Origin of the sequence: Alicyclobacillus cycloheptanicus, assembly GCF_028751525.1 — a bacterium.
Classification (GTDB): Bacteria; Bacillota; Bacilli; order Alicyclobacillales; family Alicyclobacillaceae; genus Alicyclobacillus_L; species Alicyclobacillus_L cycloheptanicus.
Genome location: NZ_CP067097.1, coordinates 3535541 through 3551154, shown reverse-complemented (window position 1 = coordinate 3551154; position 15614 = coordinate 3535541). Strand labels below are relative to the sequence as shown.

Sequence of the window (15614 nt, the reverse complement as noted above, 5' to 3'; positions counted from 1 at the left end):
GTGTGCGCAGGTTGCTGTTTTCATACACGAAATTTGAGGGGACATTCCACATGTCAACGATTTTGAACTACCTGCAAGCGAATCAAAGCGGGATAGAGGAGGACGTCGAACGGCTGGTCCGTGCCGAATCTCCTACGACGCATAAAGCTTTGGTCGACCGCTGCGGAGAAGTGCTGACACAGCTGTTTCATGAACACCTTGGTGCGGAACCCCAAGTCTTGGCGGAGGACCTGTATGGAAACCATTTGAGGTTCGAAGTTGGGACGGGACCGCATCAAATTCTGGTCTTGGGGCATTTCGACACGGTTTGGGAACCGGGCAGGATTCCGTTCCGTCGAGCGGCGAACCGCATGCATGGTCCCGGGATTTTTGACATGAAGGGAGGGATTGTGCAAGCCATTTGGGCAGTCAAGGCGCTGAAGGAACTGGGGCGAATGCCCGATCGAAAAATCGTATTTCTCTGTAATTCTGACGAAGAGGTTGGAAGTCCAACGTCATGGAAGTATATCGAGGAGGAGGCACGAAAGTGCAGTGCCGTCCTGGTCGTTGAGCCTGCGGAGCCGGAGACAGGAAATTTGAAACTGTCGCGAAAAGGGGTGGGGAAGTTCAAGGTTTCCGTGAGAGGCGTGGCCGCACATTCAGGGAACCATCATCTGGGCGTCAGCGCGATTCGAGAAGCCGCCCGGTTGGTACTCGAGTTGGAAGGACTCACCAATTATGAGATCGGTACGACGGTCAATGTTGGAACCATCAGCGGTGGAACGAGAGACAATGTGGTGCCAGAACAGGCTGAGTTCGAAGTGGATTTCCGTGTGACGAGTGCTTCGGAAGCGGAGCGATTGGTCCATGTGTTGACGCATCTCGAACCATTCTGTGAAAAGTTGTCGGTTTCGACGGCAGGCGGGATCAACCGACCGCCGATGACGCCAACACAGCGCACAGAGGTCATGTTCGAAACTGCACAGCAGATTGCCTGCGAACTAGGGTTTTCAGTTGGACGGGGTGCGGTGGCTGGTGGGTTTAGTGACGGCAACATCACGGCAAGCCTGGGTGTGCCTACGCTGGATGGATTAGGTTGTGTTGGTGATGGCCCGCACGCGGCGCATGAACACGTCATCGTGGACCATTTCGCAGAACGCGCCGCATTGGTCGCCCATTTATTGTTGGAAATTTAAGTGGATTGCAAGGTTGACTTGCCGCTTGAATGTATCTAGAATTTTAAGATATTTTAAGATAAGGTACGGTTAAAAGGTACGCTTAACGGGTTGTCCGCGGTTCGAATTTGAAGAAACACGCGGCGCTATAGAGCAGGTTGGCTGAGAACGGAAGTAGAGCAAAGCATGCGAAAGGTTGATGTATCACCCATATAACGAAGAATGGGTTTCAATGTTTGAAGAAGAATCTGGCTATCTACGGGGCATCTTTGCAGGGCAACTAATTGATGTTCACCACATTGGTAGTACATCTGTTCCGGGTTTAGAAGCCAAGCCAATCATCGACATAATGCCAGTGGTTCGAGACATTAGTCTTGTCGATGAATGCAATCATGACATGCAAAACATTGGGTATGAGCCAATGGGCGAAAATGGTATAACAGGACGAAGGTACTTCCAAAAGGGCGGAGATAATCGTACTCACCATGTTCATATTTATCAAGTTGGAAGTCCCGATGTCGAACGTCACCTTGCGTTTCGAGATTATCTAAGAACACATCCTGACACAGTTGAGATGTATGGTACGTTAAAGAGACAATTGGCTCACCAGTTTCCGTATGACATCGACTCATATCTTAACGGTAAAGAACGTCTCGTATTAGAAATTGAACGACGAGCGGTGCAATGGTATAGGTCGTCGCTAACGGGCAGTTGAGACCAACATTTATGGGTAAAGAGGTGGTCTTGTGAAAAGTGATGAAATTCGATTTCTCTCCCTGGTAGCGTCGATGACGCATCTTACTCCAAGCGAAATTATGTCCCTTTCAGAATTCCCGTTCACCCAAGAAAAAGCTGAAAGCTATCTGCAAAAATGGCATAACAAGGGATGGTATTTCTACTCAAGCACATTAGGCGATGGAAAGCTGACTTCGGAAGGAATTAAACAGGCTCGTAGGGTCGGTGTCTTGACCAAGTAGATGATTGAATGGATTTTCTATTCCGTGTTGTGTTGTTCAGGCAACGGGTGCTTTAGTTCAACAACGAGCCCGTCCAATCCTGATTGTTATGCAAAATGCGGTATATCGGAGCGCCGCGTTTTTTCTCTCTCTGCACTTTTAAGTCACGGCGTTGCTCCTGCAGCGGTGTATCCAGTCGGCATAGGCAGGGGAGCGTCAATTTGATAACCAAGTCGGGATTCGACGCATCTTGCTGAAACACAGGACTGCAATGTAGCTTCATTTATAACGTCCGATAATATATATTATGTCGACTTCAGTTGCCTAACAGCAATGAACCGGCGGCTCACGGTACTGTTGCTCGTACCGAAGGATTCTACGTCGTCACCGACCGGCTCCAGTCCGTATGCGTAGTTGCGGGTAGAGAGACCGTGGATCATCCGCTCCAGGGCGGCCCGTGTCAACAGTTCGGGATCCTGCAGGGCCTGATACGTCTCCAGCGGGATCTCCACGCCATCCACACTCCGAACCCGAATCTTCTCCACAGCCACTCTGCGCCCGCCGAGCGTGACGGAACCCTTCTCCGTTCCGTGACGAACCGCCTTGCGCTCCGGATTGTGTTTCCCCTTCGCCAACGAGCGAATTCACTTTCTCCAGCATCATGGCCTGAATGGACCTGCAGGCCAGCCTGCACGGGAAACGCCTGGGAGCCCTGCTTGGTCCCCTCCATCACATCCAGTTAGGCTAGTTGGACGGACAGATTCCGTGTCGGATCTAGTCTCGAAAACTACTTCTGGCTTTTCAGTGCAACCTCTTGTACTCTTTTCATGGTTGCGCTCTCCTTTCTTCATTGCCCAAAGCCCGTTATACCAAACGGAATCAGGAGACCGCCACCTTCAAATTTCCACGAAATCCGGGACTACGCCGCGTCCGTATGAGAGCGGTGGTAGTCCCTAGGTGTGTGTCCGAGTAATTTCCGGTTTCCCAAAAGGTAATAAAAGGATCACTGTCGAAGTCTCCTGTAGCTCACCTTTGGAGGCTTCGAGATGACCAAAAAGTTTCGTCCCTACGACCCGAACCAGATCATGCTGTTGCCACCTTCTCTGGACGAATGGCTGCCTGAGGATCACCTAGTCCACTTCATCGACGACATCGTCGACAGTTTAGATATCTCAGCGATTCTGTCCGTGTACGAGCGAGAGCTCAGAGGCTTTCCACCGTACCATCCAGCCATGTTGCTCAAGGTGCTCATCTACGCGTACTCCACAGGCACCTACTCGTCGCGGAAGATCGCGAAGGCTTGTCAAGAGAATGTGGCCTATCGGATGCTGTCAGCCAACCAATTCCCTGACTTTCGCACCATCAGTGACTTTCGCAAACGTCACCTGGCGGCATTCGAAAACCTGTTCCTTCAGGTGCTGCATATCTGCTCTGAGTCCGGCATGGTCAAACTCGGACATATCGCGCTGGACGGGACCAAGATCAAAGCAAACGCCTCCAAGCATAAGGCCATGAGCTACGGGCGGATGAAGCAAGACAGCGAGAAGCTGCGCAAGGAAATCCGTGACCTTCTGCGTCAGGTGGAGCATGTGGACGAGCGCGAAGACCGACGGTACGGTTCCACCCGTGGAGACGAGTTGCCTGTTGAGCTTACTCGGCGGGAGACCCGCTTGAAGAAGATCCAGGAGGCCATGGCCACTCTTGAAAAACGTGCCAAGGAACAAGCGGAACAAGAGTCAAAGGATAACAAGGATGACCCGGATGGCAAGGGTCCTGGCGGCAAGCGGCGTGGGCGTCCACGCAAGCAACCAAAGGATCTGCCAGCAGACAAGGCACAGATGAACTTCACAGACCCAGAGTCCAGAATCATGAAGACGGCGAATGGGTTCATCCAGGGATACAATGTTCAGTCAGTCGTCGATGAAGCATACCAAATCATCGTTGCAACGAAGGTCACGAACAGCCCGGCGGATGCAGGTCATCTTCGAGACATGATGCGGATGGTCGAAGAGAACATGAGCAAGAAACCCAAGCGGCTTTCCTGTGACGCCGGATATTTCAAGCAGGATGACATCACCTGGCTGGAATCAGAAGGCATCGACCCATATATTGCAACCGGGCGACAGCCACACAACACCATGCCAATCACGGTCAGAGGTCGGATACCGAGTCACTACGGCGTCAAGGAACGAATGGCTCGAAAGCTGAAGACGAAGAAGGGACATGCCATCTACGCCAGACGAAAGGTCATCGTTGAGCCGCCGCACGGGCAAATCAAGCATTGCCGAAAGTTCGACCACTTCTCCCTTCGAGGCCTCGCCAAAGTTGAAGGCGAATGGTCGTTGGTAGCCATGTGCCACAACCTGCTGAAGTTGTTCCGTTACGGAACGCCGAAGTGGGCTACGGTGTGAACCAGACACCCAAGACTAGCTTCGACGGACCTGCTTGGTGTCAAAGAGCAATAATCGAGTGATTTCGGCCTTTATCGGTTCAAAAGATCCAATCGATACTCGGACACACACCTAGCGGTCTTTTTGTATTGCGCGTACGAGTAGTCATTAGTGGAGCTTTATAGTGGTCCCAGGATTCAAGACAACTGAGAAGGGACCACTGTACGCTGCCGCCACGAGGCAAATGCAAAATCTGTGGCCATTACGTCTTGGACTGCGCCGTGCATCACCGCGCACGCCGTGCGATCAAAACAAATTCCTTCCCTGGCCGGTCAGGCGCTTCCCTTACCTTTTCCACGGACAGTTCGGCATCATCGAGAGATTGAACAAGCTCGTCCAGTCCCCTGAAACGCACCGTCGAGTCTGATGTGAAGATGGCACCATCGCGTTCAAAAACATACGTCCATCGGAATGAGACCAAGGAATTGTGGACGCTCAACACGTCAACCCAGCCTTTCACGACGCCATATTTCGGTATGTGAATCCTTTGAAAGGTACTCTCCTTCGTCCAATGTATCCATGCCTGTGATTCGGGTCTTCGTGTTTCAAATATCAGCCGTCCACCTGGAACCAACACATTCCGCACGGAACGCAGTGTCTCCGTCCACGCCTCGTCGGTTAGAAAAACTTGAGCAACGTTGGCGGTCATGGTCGCAAGGTCGACCTTCAGTGCCGGCAGATCTCGTGCGGTACCGTGAATCCATGTGACACGGTCAGATCCGGTTTTGGATTGCGCGACCTGGAGCGACGCGAAGGCGGGTTCGAGTCCAACAACCTGGACACCTCGAGCGGCGAGCCGACATGCAAACGTGCCCGTTCCACAACCGATGTCGAGTACCGAACGGGCGCCAAATTCATGAACCATGGATTCGTAGGCATCCAGGTCAGAACGGTCAGGGTCAAATGGGTCATAAATCGCAGCCAGCCTTGGGTTTTCGTAGATTTCATCAGCCACTCCATGGTCCTCCCTTCCTTCTCGTCCTGCGTCGAAACGAAAAAGACTCCCTGTACGAACGAGTGTGTGCGCCGGACTGTTAACTAACTATGTGACTTTCAATGCTCTCCCAACCTTCAAGATGCACGAATCAGGTTGCATCGGATTTTATTTCACAGCCGGCTTTTATTGCGCCGCCGGCTTTTATTGCGCCGCCGGCCCTCTGCGGGCCAACAACGTCACAGTCACAAGCACACATAGGCCGCCCAGCATGGCCGGCAAGCCCATTTGCACATGTAAGCAGGCAACGGCAAGAAATGAAGCCGACAAGGGCTCGCCACAGGACAGCAGACTCGCTTCTGACGGCGAAATGTATTTCAGACTCGCAATGTAGACGTAAAACGCAATGAGGGTCCCAAACAGCACGACGAAGGCGACCAGCCACCAAGCGCCGAACGAACCATGACCACGAAAATCCCACGGTGGTGTGATGAATGACATCACGATGCCGCCGATGAGCATGGCCCAGCCGACAATGTTTGCGGACCCGTACTTCTGGAGTAAACTCTGCGGGTACAGCGAGTAAAATGCCACCGTGAGGGCGGATATCAATCCCCAGAATACGGCCAGCGGGCTCACAGAGAAACTGTGCAGATTTCCGTCCGTAACAAGCAGGAAGGCCCCTGCCAATGCCAAGAACACAGCGGCCAACTGGGAGGCACTGGGCAGCCTTCGCTGCCGCAGCGCGATGTATGCGGTAATGAAGATGGGACCCATGTACTGGAGCATGGTGCCCGTCGCGGCATTTCCATAGCGGATGGTCGCGAAGTACGAATATTGGACACCAAGCAATCCGATGATGCCAAACAGGACAAGTTTCAACGCATCTCGTTTCTTTCTCCACACGGCAAGCGTCTGCGCCAAACCGGTTTTCATGGCGATCGCAGTTAAAAGAAGCAGCCCCGCAGCACTCATCCGTACGGTGACGAGCCAACCTGGGTCAAATCCGTCCCGCTGAAACAATACTTGTGCGGCTGTCCCTGACACGCCCCATAGGACCGCCCCCAGGAACACCATCGTCAGGCCTTTAAAATGGTCGAACTTCTTGCTGGCAACCGTAGATTGTATCGACGTGGACACGTTCTGGATGTTGTGGCTGTCAAGGTTCATGTTGGACGCAACGTAGCCCACCATCTTCTCCCCTTCTGCGAAAGTCACGCGATAAAAGTTATGCTCTACTTGTAACACAGAAGAACGGTTGTCGGCTACCGTGGCGTTCCGGGGCAAACCTGTCCGATGCCGCGGGACATGGCACGCAAACGCCTGCTTTCTTTTTCCTTTCGGTGGTCGGTCGAGTATAATACGTTCGGAGGTGAAAACATGTTATACGATCCAAGCAAAACCGCGATTGTGGTGATTGATCTGCAAAAGGGAATTACTGCGTTCCCGACGACCCCCCTCTCGTCCCGGGAAGTCATCGACAACGCAGCCAAGCTGGTCAAGCAGTTTCGCGCGCAATCGTCGCCCGTCTTCTTGGTGCACGTTGGGCCGCACGACGGAAAAGATGCACTGCATCCTGTGACGGATCTTCCCCCTCAGCCAGCGCGTGAGCTCCCAAACGATTGGGCTGAATTCGTACCTGAGCTGGACTTACAGCCTTCTGACCTTGTCATTCGCAAGCGTCAATGGGGCGCGTTCCATGGGACAGAACTCGATTTGCAGCTGCGCCGTCGCGGCATTGACACCATTGTGCTGTGCGGAATTGCCACGAGTATTGGCGTGGAGACGACGGCCAGAGAAGCCTATCAGCACGGGTACAATCAAATTTTCGTAAGTGACGCGACGACGGATTTGAACGATGAAACGCATAAGACCACATTTACATACGTGTTTCCGAAAATCGGCCGCATCCGCACCACGGAAGCAGTGCTGAAGAACGAATAAAAGAAGGCGCTCCTGCCTTCTTTTATTTCCCTATTGATATTTCCCTATTGATTATTGATTCCCCTAGGGTTCTGCTGCTCCCCTCGGTCCTGTACCCATTCCATGGATTCCGTTCGAACCGACACAATCCGCTGCCCGTAGTCAGACGATGACTGCCACGCTTCCCCCGCCTTGGATAGCGGTATCGGCTGTCAAGCCGTATCCTCCCCGCCAACTGGCTCCTTTCTTCTTTGGGTGTGGTCGGGGGCGTTTAGGCGGGACAACAGCGCACCATAATGAGGAAAGCAGTGCATCAAGGGGAAAGGGATGGGGCGGCGTGCGCGATCCACAAGAAATTTTGTCGAAAACGGACCATCGGCCGGACCCGCTGCCCGTGGGTTCGTGGGTGATGAGACAGACCTGGAATCACCTGCTGTTTGCACATTGGCCGGTGCCGCCAGCGCTGCTTGAGCCCCTGCTGCCGCGCGGCCTTGTGTTGGACACGTTTGACGATCACGCGTATCTCACGGTGCTGCCGTTTCGAATGAGCGGGGTTCGCGTGCGCGGCCTCCCGCCCATCCCCGGTGCGACGGCCATGCTGCAGGTCAACGTCCGGACGTATGTCAAGCGGGCGGGCCGAGGCGGCATTTACTTTCTCGCACTGTACACCGACCACCTGCCGACCGTGTGGCTCACGCGGATCGCGCTGGGCCTGCCCTACCACCCCGCCCGCATGTCGCTCACCAGCCGGGGGACGACGCTGCAAGCGACGCTCGAATGGACCCTGCAGCATCACGACACGGGCAGCCTCGATGTCGCCTGCACCCCGTCTCCGGAAGTTTGGCACGCCCGGCCGGGCAGCCTCGAGCATTGGCTGACGGAGCGGTACAGCATGTACACGGTGCATGCCGGAACGCTGTGGCGGGTGGACGTTCATCATCACCCATGGCCGCTCCAGCAGGCGCAGGTCCAGGTTCACCACCAGTCGCTGCTTCGTCCTTTGCACCAGAAGCTTGGACTCGAATTACCCGCGGCGCCCGCTTTGGTTCAATACGCCAGGCAAATGGATGCACTGATGTGGATGCCTAGGCGGTGATGCGTTGGAGGACCGCCCGGTAGACTTCGTAGTCGTGCTGCGAATACAGGACCATTCGGACATCGGTCAAGGTTGTGGGGTGTTGTAAGAAGTTGTGAATGGTGGTCAGTGCGATGCTCGCCGCCCATCCCAGCGGGCAGCCGTAAGCGCCCGTGCCAATCGACGGAAAGGCGATGCTGTGGAGTCTGTTGTGGTCGGCGACACGCAGGGAATTTTCGTACGCGCGCTGCAAGTGCTGCTCCGGGTCCGAGTCTTCCTTGTAAATGGGGCCTACGGTGTGAATGACGTACTTCGCGGGCAGCCGATAGCCACGTGTGAGCACCGCTTCTCCGGTTGGGAGCAGCCCGGCGTGACCGGCCAGGAGCGTGCGTTTGAGCTGTTTGCATTCTGCCAGCAACTCGGGGCCGGCGGCGCGATGAATGGCACCATCGACCCCGCCGCCGCCGAGCAAAGTGCTGTTTGCCGCGTTGACAATGGCGTCTGTCGCTTGGGTCGTGATGTCACCCTTCAGCATGGTGATGCGCTTGTCGTTGATCTCGACCGAATCCACGGTTCCATCCCTCCTGTTGGCTGCGTGCTACTTTCCGGCCTTATCATTCTCCTGACTCGAATCCTTCGCATCCGGCTGCCAGCGCACGGGTCCCGTGCCGAAGGTTTGGATCCACTCGTCAAAGAGTAATTTTCCCGCCAAAATGTGTCCGGCTTGATTGGGGTGCCAACTGTCTCCATAATAATTCAACCAGGTCTGCCCATGCGCGGCCATATACGTCTCCATTTGTTGATTCAGGTTGAGGAAGTAGACGTTTGGGCTGTGAAACGACTGCGCATCGTGAATCTCGTTGGAAATATAGTTCGCCACCTGCTGGTGGTCGTAGGTTTCTGTCGCCTCCGTCACAGGGGATGTGACGAACACCACCACGGCATGGGCAGCGAGCGCATCTTGAATTTCGCCGCGAATGGCCTGATTGAACTTGCGCATCGGCGTCTTGTCGACAATGTCGTTCAGCAGCCCCCACGAGATGACCACCACCTGGGGTTTGTCTTGCTGCACCCAGGTTCGAAATTTACTTTGGATATTGTTTTCTGCCGGAGACCCGCCGATGGTGGTATGGTCGTCGTAAATCCAGGTTGTATCCGTGGAACTCGTCAACTCGGAAAAGGCTCGCTTGAGATACGAGTCATCGTTCGGGTCTTTCCATCCATGGGCCATCGAGCCCCCGACAATCAGGACCTTTTCTGCGTTCATTTCGGGCTGTAAATTCTGTTTTGGCGCCATCGAGGCGGCCATCGCCACGTCCTCTTTGACGGCCTGGGTGTCGCCGAGGATCCACCCGAACAGGGTCAACCCGCCCGCCGCGATGATGCACAGTCCACCGGCGACCCACCGGCGCGCGATGGACCGAAGCGCTGTGCTTTTTCGATGTTTTCCACGTTTGCCTGCACGCATGCGAACCACCCTCTTGTGTAAGCCATTGCCCATGTTGTGTCGCGCCTTGAAACGCCCGTGCGATGGTTCCTGATATACCGAAAATGTCTCGAAAGCACATTGAAATCCTGGTGCGGGTCAAGAAGGGGCCCGGCAGATGGGCACTCCTTTCCCATCTGCCGGGCCCTGCTGGATGTGTGGCTGATGCGCATGCTGTGCGCCTCAAACGGACGCCTCTTTTGTGCGCGTCAACGAAGCGTCTTATTTGGGCTGGAGAATGTCGTGATCGACATGACGCTCGCCTTTGATTTCGCTGAGCAGGTTGATAGCGACCCTCGCTCCGTCGCCCGCTGTGATGATGGTATGCACACTGACACCTGCGATGGTGCCAGCCGCCCAGATGCCGTCAACATTGGTCCGCCCGGACGGGTCGACTTCCACGTTGGTCTTGATGCGCGGTTCCGTAGCAGGCTTCGTCTTCAGGCCGACCTGCTCCGCCAGGTCCGCCCACAAGCCGCTGGTGAGGATCACGTACTTGGCCTGGTACGTTCCCTGTTCTGTCTCGATGGTAAACCCATCGGCATCTTTGGTGAGGTTGGTGACCTTGGTCTCCACAAATTCTGCACCAAAGTTTTGTGCCTGTCGAATCCCAGTCGCGACCAAATCGGGGCCAGTAATTTCCTCGATACCATAATGGTTGCGGACCAGTGCGCGCTTTGTCATGCCCTGGTCGCTGTCGAACAGGATGGTCTTCTGCCCCGCCTTGGCGGTAAAGATGGCTGCGCTTGCGCCCGCGGGTCCTGCGCCAATCACTGCAATGTCATACATGGTGCATTGCTCCCTTCGCCTGGTTGTAGGCTGTTTCCATCGCACCTTCCATTTTACCTCGTTCTGGACGCAAATTCGATGCGCCGCGACCCGGATGCGGGAGGGTGTTTGCGCGCGCCCGTCCGTGCGCGTCTGGCCGTGCGTTATTCCTGCGCCCCGGGCAGGTACGGAAAGACCACGCTGATTAGAATCACCAATGCCAGGCATACTACCCCTATGAGGACCATAACCACAATCGGTCGTTTGAAGAAGTCTTTCATCGAATCGCCCCCCGGCTTCACGTCGCAGCACGCTGTCCCATGCATTCAAGATAGACGAGTCGTACATCCTTTGCCAGTTAGGCACGTTTCGAATTGAAGGAGGCGCACGAAAATGGCATCGAATCGTCAAGAAAACACGACCAAAGCGCAAGTTTCGGCGCGGGCGGACCAGTCCGACGGTGTGGCGCAGTCTGCTGACCAACCCACAGCAGAGGGGCTTGACGCGGACGGTTTGGTGGAGACGCGCGAACAAGTGAGTGACACCCTGGCAGCTGGAACGACGGACGGGGTGACCTTCCTGCCAAACGGCAAGACGCGGGTCATGCCGAAAGACCCCGCCGCCCCGCCGCACGACGAGTGAGGTCAGGGTCGCATCAGGTCGGCGCGGAGGATGCACGCCGTCGGCGGAATGTTCGTGATGGATTGAACGCTTGGCTGGCGGAGCGAGCGGCCGCGCGTCCACTCTGCGTAATGGACTTTCACGGTCACGACGGGTAACACCCAATGCACGGGTGCACTGCCGCTTCTGGAGCGGGACGGCGGCTCGGCGAAGGGGCGGTTTTGTGCGGCCAATGCCTGCAGACGGGTCGTCAGGGAACGCCACTCTTCCTGCGTCAGGCGCCCGGTCCCCACGTGTCCAATGTAATGCAAGGCGCCTGCCTCGTCGTACATGCCCAGCAGCAGCGCGTTGATCACGCCGTTGTCGCCGAGCGTGTATCCCCCGATGACCGCCACAAGGTCGCGATACCGCTTAATCTTGCGCCAGGTGTCCACTTTTTCGCCAATGCGGTAGGTAGAGTCCACCCGTTTGGCGACAATGCCTTCCATATCGAACGTTTCCATGGCCTGGTACAGTGCGGGCCCGTCGTTGGTGGTCGTCACCACCTGAACGACGTCACTCGGGCGAATCACGCGTTCGAGCAGCGCAAAGCGGTCGCCGAAAGGCCGGTCCGTGAGCCACTGGCCGTTGTAATAGAGGATGTCGAAGACCATGTAGTGGATGGGCACCGCACGCTGCACGACAGGCACGCGCTCGAATCGCCTGATGGCGTCCCGCTTCATGACCTGATGAAAATCCGGCGTTCCGTTGGCGCCCAGCGCGACAACCTCTCCATCCAAGATGACGGCGTCTGCATCGCAATAACGCTTGCAGTCAACGAGTTCGGGATAGTGCAGGGTGCGCCGGCGCCGTCTGCGATTATACAACTCGACATGACCCGCCATCGCGTACGTCAACACGCGAACACCATCCCACTTGACTTGCGAAACCCAGTCCGATCCGGTGGGGATGATGTCCACCCGGACCGGTTCCATTGGCACCAGCGGCTCCACGTCCATGCCTCCCATCGGCTCTAGTGTTGCCAGCAATGGGAGATGAAAAACGACGCCCCCGCGAAGACGTCCTAGTGGACGCCAGATGCCTCGACAGCGAAGGGGCGAAGCGCCGCACCAGTTTGTTCTTGATGATGTTTGCAAATACCGTACGGAAAAATGCCTGTTGAGACGACTTTGTACACCGTTCTCATGACGTGAGAAGCTTCCGCTCTGACAAAGTTGTCACAATGTGGGCACCACATGAGAGGACTTTCTTCTGTCTTATGTCTGTAGTCCAACAAATTCCGTCATTCCTTTACCCGATTGTATAGACGAACGAAGCACAAAACCTAGAATATCACGGATGCCCGTCGCAACGTGTCGAACCTTGTCTGAAACAAATGTTTCACAATCTAAAGCGCTTCGACGGACGAAGCGCTTTACTCGGAACCTGGCGATGTTTCAATGAAAACTTGCCCAATTATCGAGAGAGACGGAAGATGCTGATACGAGCCCTGTCTCCATTTGCGGTTCCGAATCAGATGTCATCGAGGACGGATTGGCAAATTGAATCGTGTAATACCCGCCGGAAGCCTGAGTGCTCTGTGCGACAATCGTGTCGCCAGCACGGAGGGTCGCGATTTGGTTGGACGGATCGGATGGAGCTTTGACCGGAATATTGACTTCACTCGGATTTGTTGGGTCATCGACGCCGAGCCGATACACATTTGACCACTGCACAGCAGATGCGGGGGTCCATCCTGCTACGTTGTCCACTGGGTCTTGGATGTGTACCCACTCCGCCACGTCTCCCCCGACCATGCCCATTTTGACTTGGTCGATTTGAACGTTCTGCCCTGCGGGCAGAATCTGCGGTCCAGGGCTTTGTAATTCCTCGAGAACCTTCGGCCAGTCTTCATCGGTCACGACGCCACTTGCGTCAAGGTAGGTTTCGACGGCAGTTTGTGTATCTGGGCCGAAGATGCCGTCAACCGTGAGGTTGGCGCCCATTTGGTTGAGTGCCAGCTGCAATTCTTTGACGTCCGGTCCACTTTCATAGGGCTGGCCGGGAACGACCTGCAGTGGACGCGCGTACAACTCGTTCGCGCCCGTGTCGCTGTCGCTGAACACAGGGGTTCCGCTATAGTACGTCGAGGGCGCCTGCGTCGTTCCTGCCGCGCCGTTCAACCAGTACACAGGTTCCGTCGAGGAAGCCGGCTGCGGCACAGGCTTCGAGGCATTCGGGTCATATTGTACATAGTTTTTGACTGTCGTGTTGGTGTCGAGCGCGAACTGCTCCATGACGTTTTCGATGTTGGTTGCCCAATTGGGATCGGAAGCGTAATTTTTGTGCATGCCGTTCAGGGTGGGTGCCCCTCCCCAATTCGATGCGTCGGGTGTCAAGTAGTTGTTGCGCACCTCGAAGGCTTGGAACAAAATCGCGTACGCTTCACTGGGAAACATGCCTGCCGCCGCACCGTTGCTTTGGTCCGTGGCCCCGTACCCGTACAAATCATTGTTGTTGAGGGCGATTTGACTCGTGCCCCATGTACTCTCTTCCACAGCATGAGAGACAAGGTAGTTTGCGTCCACACTGTAGGTTTGTTGTGCTTCGATGATGGTGGCGCCAAGTCCCTGCAAGGGTGACGAATGACTGCCTAGGATTTGGTCGATCGCGGCCGCTGTCAGTTGGGACGGCGCCGGAAAGCGCAGGTCGACGTTGGAAAACGACGGCTGTGTGTAAATCACCTGACCGTTCGAGTTCTCCACGTCACCGCCCGAATACTTGGCCAGCGCGTTCTCCGCGGCCTGCAGCGTCTGATAGGTGCCGAGCTTGTCCCCTGCTTTGTTGTAGGCACTGTACTTGCTTGTGAGGGTCCACTTGCGGACCGTCCCGTTCCACTGGTCGACGATGCCGAGCTGTTTGAAGATTTGTTGGATGTACCAAATGGGGACAAACGTCGTCGCCTGCTTGCCGCCGGGCGGCTCGGCCGCGATGCTCGGTATCTCCTGCTCACACAGCTGCCCATTGACGTAGAGGTTGATGTTGCCCGAATGCGCGTTCAGGGAGAGTTGAAGCTTGTCCAACGCAGGTGTCGTCAGTTTCCACACCTTCGGATGGGTCGAGCCGTCAAAGGTATCAGTGAACCCCAGTGTTTTGAACACATCGTCGACGTAGTAAATCGGCATGTAGGTCGTGCCCTGGTACGCGAACTCCGGTGGGGAAACGAACTTTTTCCCATTCAGGACGATGCTCGCCGTATGCATACTGTACGTCGCGGCCTCTGCGGGTGATGCAGCAAGGCTCACCACGGACAGGCTCATCGCAGCAGCGGCGAGTGACGCAGCCATTCGTTTCAACAACAAAACCTCATTTCTTCGACAGGTTGGGCCAGCGCGGGCCAAGGGGCAACGTCACTTGTGCCGCGGCAGGACCGACGCGCCGCCGTGCGTCAGGGTTTGTCGCCGAACTGGCGCGGACGCGAGAAACTGGAGCACAATTTCGTTCACCCGGTCTGATTCCACATCGAGGCAGACGTGGTGCCGCGAGTTCGGCAGGTGATGCAGCTCGCGATGCTCGGACTGCACTTGTTCGTAGACGAAGTCTGCACTCTTCGGGTCGATGATTTCGTCGCGATCGCCCTGAATGACGCAGGTCGGCACCGTCACGAGCGGCAGGTGCTGCTTCGCCAGTTTCACGGTCAGGCGAAACTGCTCGAGGCTGCGAAGCGGCGTCAGCAGAAATCCGCTCGGTCGCTGCTGCAGGTACCAGGCCTCCTGGCTTTCCTTTTGCAGGCGTCCCTTGACGAACACTTCTGCCTGTCTCAGCAGCAGAGACGGCCGAGCATAGTGGATGGCGGGCGCCAGCATCGTCACGGAGGAGACGGGGTGTGACCCTGCGAGAATCGTCGCAATGAGCGCGCCCATCGAAAAGCCGACGAGGTGCACGGGTCCTTGCGAAACCGCAAAGCGCAGCGGTTCGAGTGCACTTTCAATCCAGTCGCCGGCGGTTACGCCCCGAAGCCCTGTGAAGGTGCCGTCATGTCCCGCAAGCCTCGGCAGGATTGTCTCGTAACCCGTGTTTCGCAAGGCTTGTGCAAGCGGTTCCAGTTCGCTTGGCAGGCCCGTAAATCCGTGGATCAGCAGACAAGTTTCCTTCGTCTTTGCCATCATTCACCGTCGCCTCGGAACAGAATCGTGTGAATCTCTTCTTCGACATTGTAACACGCACCAAAGTGGCACGGGTATCTTCTTCCATTCCGGTGTCGTCAG

General features: G+C 55.8%; 15 protein-coding genes and 1 pseudogene. 7 read left to right on the top strand and 9 right to left on the bottom strand.

Translation table 11 applies throughout. From position 1 onward, the window contains the following. The first annotated feature begins 50 nt into the window (after window positions 1-50). The 3 genes from JI721_RS16775 (at window position 51) to JI721_RS16765 (ending at window position 2131) form a co-directional block, all read left to right on the top strand. Entirely contained in the window at window positions 51-1175 is a 1125-nt protein-coding gene (locus JI721_RS16775) for a M20 family metallopeptidase (protein ID WP_274455998.1), read from the top strand. Between the two features lie 211 nt (window positions 1176-1386). Beyond that, window positions 1387-1869, top strand: coding sequence for a GrpB family protein (locus JI721_RS16770; RefSeq protein ID WP_274455997.1), 483 nt, complete (start codon window positions 1387-1389; stop codon window positions 1867-1869). A gap of 31 nt (window positions 1870-1900) precedes the next feature. After that, the gene (locus JI721_RS16765) at window positions 1901-2131 is read left to right on the top strand and encodes a hypothetical protein (protein ID WP_274455996.1); all 231 of its coding nucleotides are present in this window, start codon (window positions 1901-1903) and stop codon (window positions 2129-2131) included. A 308-nt stretch (window positions 2132-2439) separates the two neighbouring features. Here JI721_RS16765 and JI721_RS16760 read toward each other — a convergent pair. Continuing rightward, window positions 2440-2849: pseudogene (locus JI721_RS16760) on the bottom strand (IS256 family transposase); the annotation flags it as partial. A gap of 307 nt (window positions 2850-3156) precedes the next feature. Between JI721_RS16760 and JI721_RS16755 the strand changes: the two are divergent. Then, window positions 3157-4521 carry an IS1182 family transposase gene (locus JI721_RS16755; protein ID WP_274455994.1) on the top strand — a complete coding sequence of 455 codons (1365 nt, stop codon included), beginning with the start codon at window positions 3157-3159 and terminating at the stop codon, window positions 4519-4521. A gap of 265 nt (window positions 4522-4786) precedes the next feature. Here JI721_RS16755 and JI721_RS16750 read toward each other — a convergent pair whose 3' ends face one another. Continuing rightward, window positions 4787-5515 carry a class I SAM-dependent methyltransferase gene (locus tag JI721_RS16750; protein WP_274455993.1) on the bottom strand — a complete coding sequence of 243 codons (729 nt, stop codon included), beginning with the start codon at window positions 5513-5515 and terminating at the stop codon, window positions 4787-4789. Window positions 5516-5698: 183 nt separating this feature from the next. After that, entirely contained in the window at window positions 5699-6571 is an 873-nt protein-coding gene (locus JI721_RS16745; RefSeq protein ID WP_407654121.1) for a DMT family transporter, read from the bottom strand. Window positions 6572-6874: 303 nt separating this feature from the next. On the opposite strand from JI721_RS16745, the gene JI721_RS16740 reads away from it, so the two are divergent. Next, the gene (locus tag JI721_RS16740; RefSeq protein WP_274455992.1) at window positions 6875-7438 is read left to right on the top strand and encodes a hydrolase; all 564 of its coding nucleotides are present in this window, start codon (window positions 6875-6877) and stop codon (window positions 7436-7438) included. Window positions 7439-7754: 316 nt separating this feature from the next. After that, entirely contained in the window at window positions 7755-8513 is a 759-nt protein-coding gene (locus JI721_RS16735; RefSeq protein ID WP_274455991.1) for a YqjF family protein, read from the top strand. Here JI721_RS16735 and JI721_RS16730 read toward each other — a convergent pair. From JI721_RS16730 to JI721_RS16720, 3 genes are all read right to left on the bottom strand, one after another. Beyond that, entirely contained in the window at window positions 8503-9063 is a 561-nt protein-coding gene (locus JI721_RS16730) for an O-acetyl-ADP-ribose deacetylase (RefSeq protein ID WP_274455990.1), read from the bottom strand. The two genes, JI721_RS16735 and JI721_RS16730, sit on opposite strands and share 11 nt — an antisense overlap. Window positions 9064-9090: 27 nt before the next feature. After that, complete coding sequence (locus JI721_RS16725) at window positions 9091-9960, bottom strand: SGNH/GDSL hydrolase family protein (RefSeq protein ID WP_274455989.1); 870 nt, start codon at window positions 9958-9960, stop codon at window positions 9091-9093. Window positions 9961-10200: 240 nt separating this feature from the next. Continuing rightward, window positions 10201-10767: an FAD-dependent oxidoreductase gene (locus JI721_RS16720; protein WP_274455988.1), complete on the bottom strand. Its 567-nt coding sequence runs from the start codon at window positions 10765-10767 to the stop codon at window positions 10201-10203. A 372-nt stretch (window positions 10768-11139) separates the two neighbouring features. On the opposite strand from JI721_RS16720, the gene JI721_RS16715 reads away from it, so the two are divergent. After that, window positions 11140-11388: a hypothetical protein gene (locus JI721_RS16715; protein WP_274455987.1), complete on the top strand. Its 249-nt coding sequence runs from the start codon at window positions 11140-11142 to the stop codon at window positions 11386-11388. Window positions 11389-11390: 2 nt separating this feature from the next. On the opposite strand, the gene ligD is transcribed toward JI721_RS16715, so the two are convergent. The 3 genes from ligD to JI721_RS16700 form a co-directional block, all read right to left on the bottom strand. Beyond that, the gene (ligD, locus tag JI721_RS16710; protein ID WP_274455986.1) at window positions 11391-12365 is read right to left on the bottom strand and encodes a non-homologous end-joining DNA ligase; all 975 of its coding nucleotides are present in this window, start codon (window positions 12363-12365) and stop codon (window positions 11391-11393) included. A 438-nt stretch (window positions 12366-12803) separates the two neighbouring features. Continuing rightward, a complete protein-coding gene (locus JI721_RS16705) occupies window positions 12804-14693 on the bottom strand; it encodes a glucosaminidase domain-containing protein (protein WP_274457918.1) in 1890 nt (629 codons plus the stop codon). A gap of 63 nt (window positions 14694-14756) precedes the next feature. Continuing rightward, window positions 14757-15512 carry an alpha/beta hydrolase gene (locus JI721_RS16700; RefSeq protein WP_274455985.1) on the bottom strand — a complete coding sequence of 252 codons (756 nt, stop codon included), beginning with the start codon at window positions 15510-15512 and terminating at the stop codon, window positions 14757-14759. Window positions 15513-15614 lie beyond the last annotated feature (102 nt).

What these genes read in the sequence shown, in the direction of transcription:
- JI721_RS16775 (WP_274455998.1), top strand. Translation starts at nt 51, where the DNA reads ATGTCAACGATTTTGAACTACCTGCAAGCGAATCAAAGCGGGATAGAG.
- JI721_RS16770 (WP_274455997.1), top strand. Translation starts at nt 1,387, where the DNA reads ATGTTTGAAGAAGAATCTGGCTATCTACGGGGCATCTTTGCAGGGCAA.
- JI721_RS16755 (WP_274455994.1), top strand. Translation starts at nt 3,157, where the DNA reads ATGACCAAAAAGTTTCGTCCCTACGACCCGAACCAGATCATGCTGTTG.
- JI721_RS16745 (WP_407654121.1), bottom strand. Translation starts at nt 6,571, where the DNA reads ATGGTGTTCCTGGGGGCGGTCCTATGGGGCGTGTCAGGGACAGCCGCA.
- JI721_RS16740 (WP_274455992.1), top strand. Translation starts at nt 6,875, where the DNA reads ATGTTATACGATCCAAGCAAAACCGCGATTGTGGTGATTGATCTGCAA.
- JI721_RS16725 (WP_274455989.1), bottom strand. Translation starts at nt 9,960, where the DNA reads ATGCGTGCAGGCAAACGTGGAAAACATCGAAAAAGCACAGCGCTTCGG.
- JI721_RS16720 (WP_274455988.1), bottom strand. Translation starts at nt 10,767, where the DNA reads ATGTATGACATTGCAGTGATTGGCGCAGGACCCGCGGGCGCAAGCGCA.
- JI721_RS16715 (WP_274455987.1), top strand. Translation starts at nt 11,140, where the DNA reads ATGGCATCGAATCGTCAAGAAAACACGACCAAAGCGCAAGTTTCGGCG.
- ligD (WP_274455986.1), bottom strand. Translation starts at nt 12,365, where the DNA reads ATGGACGTGGAGCCGCTGGTGCCAATGGAACCGGTCCGGGTGGACATC.
- JI721_RS16705 (WP_274457918.1), bottom strand. Translation starts at nt 14,693, where the DNA reads ATGGCTGCGTCACTCGCCGCTGCTGCGATGAGCCTGTCCGTGGTGAGC.
- JI721_RS16700 (WP_274455985.1), bottom strand. Translation starts at nt 15,512, where the DNA reads ATGGCAAAGACGAAGGAAACTTGTCTGCTGATCCACGGATTTACGGGC.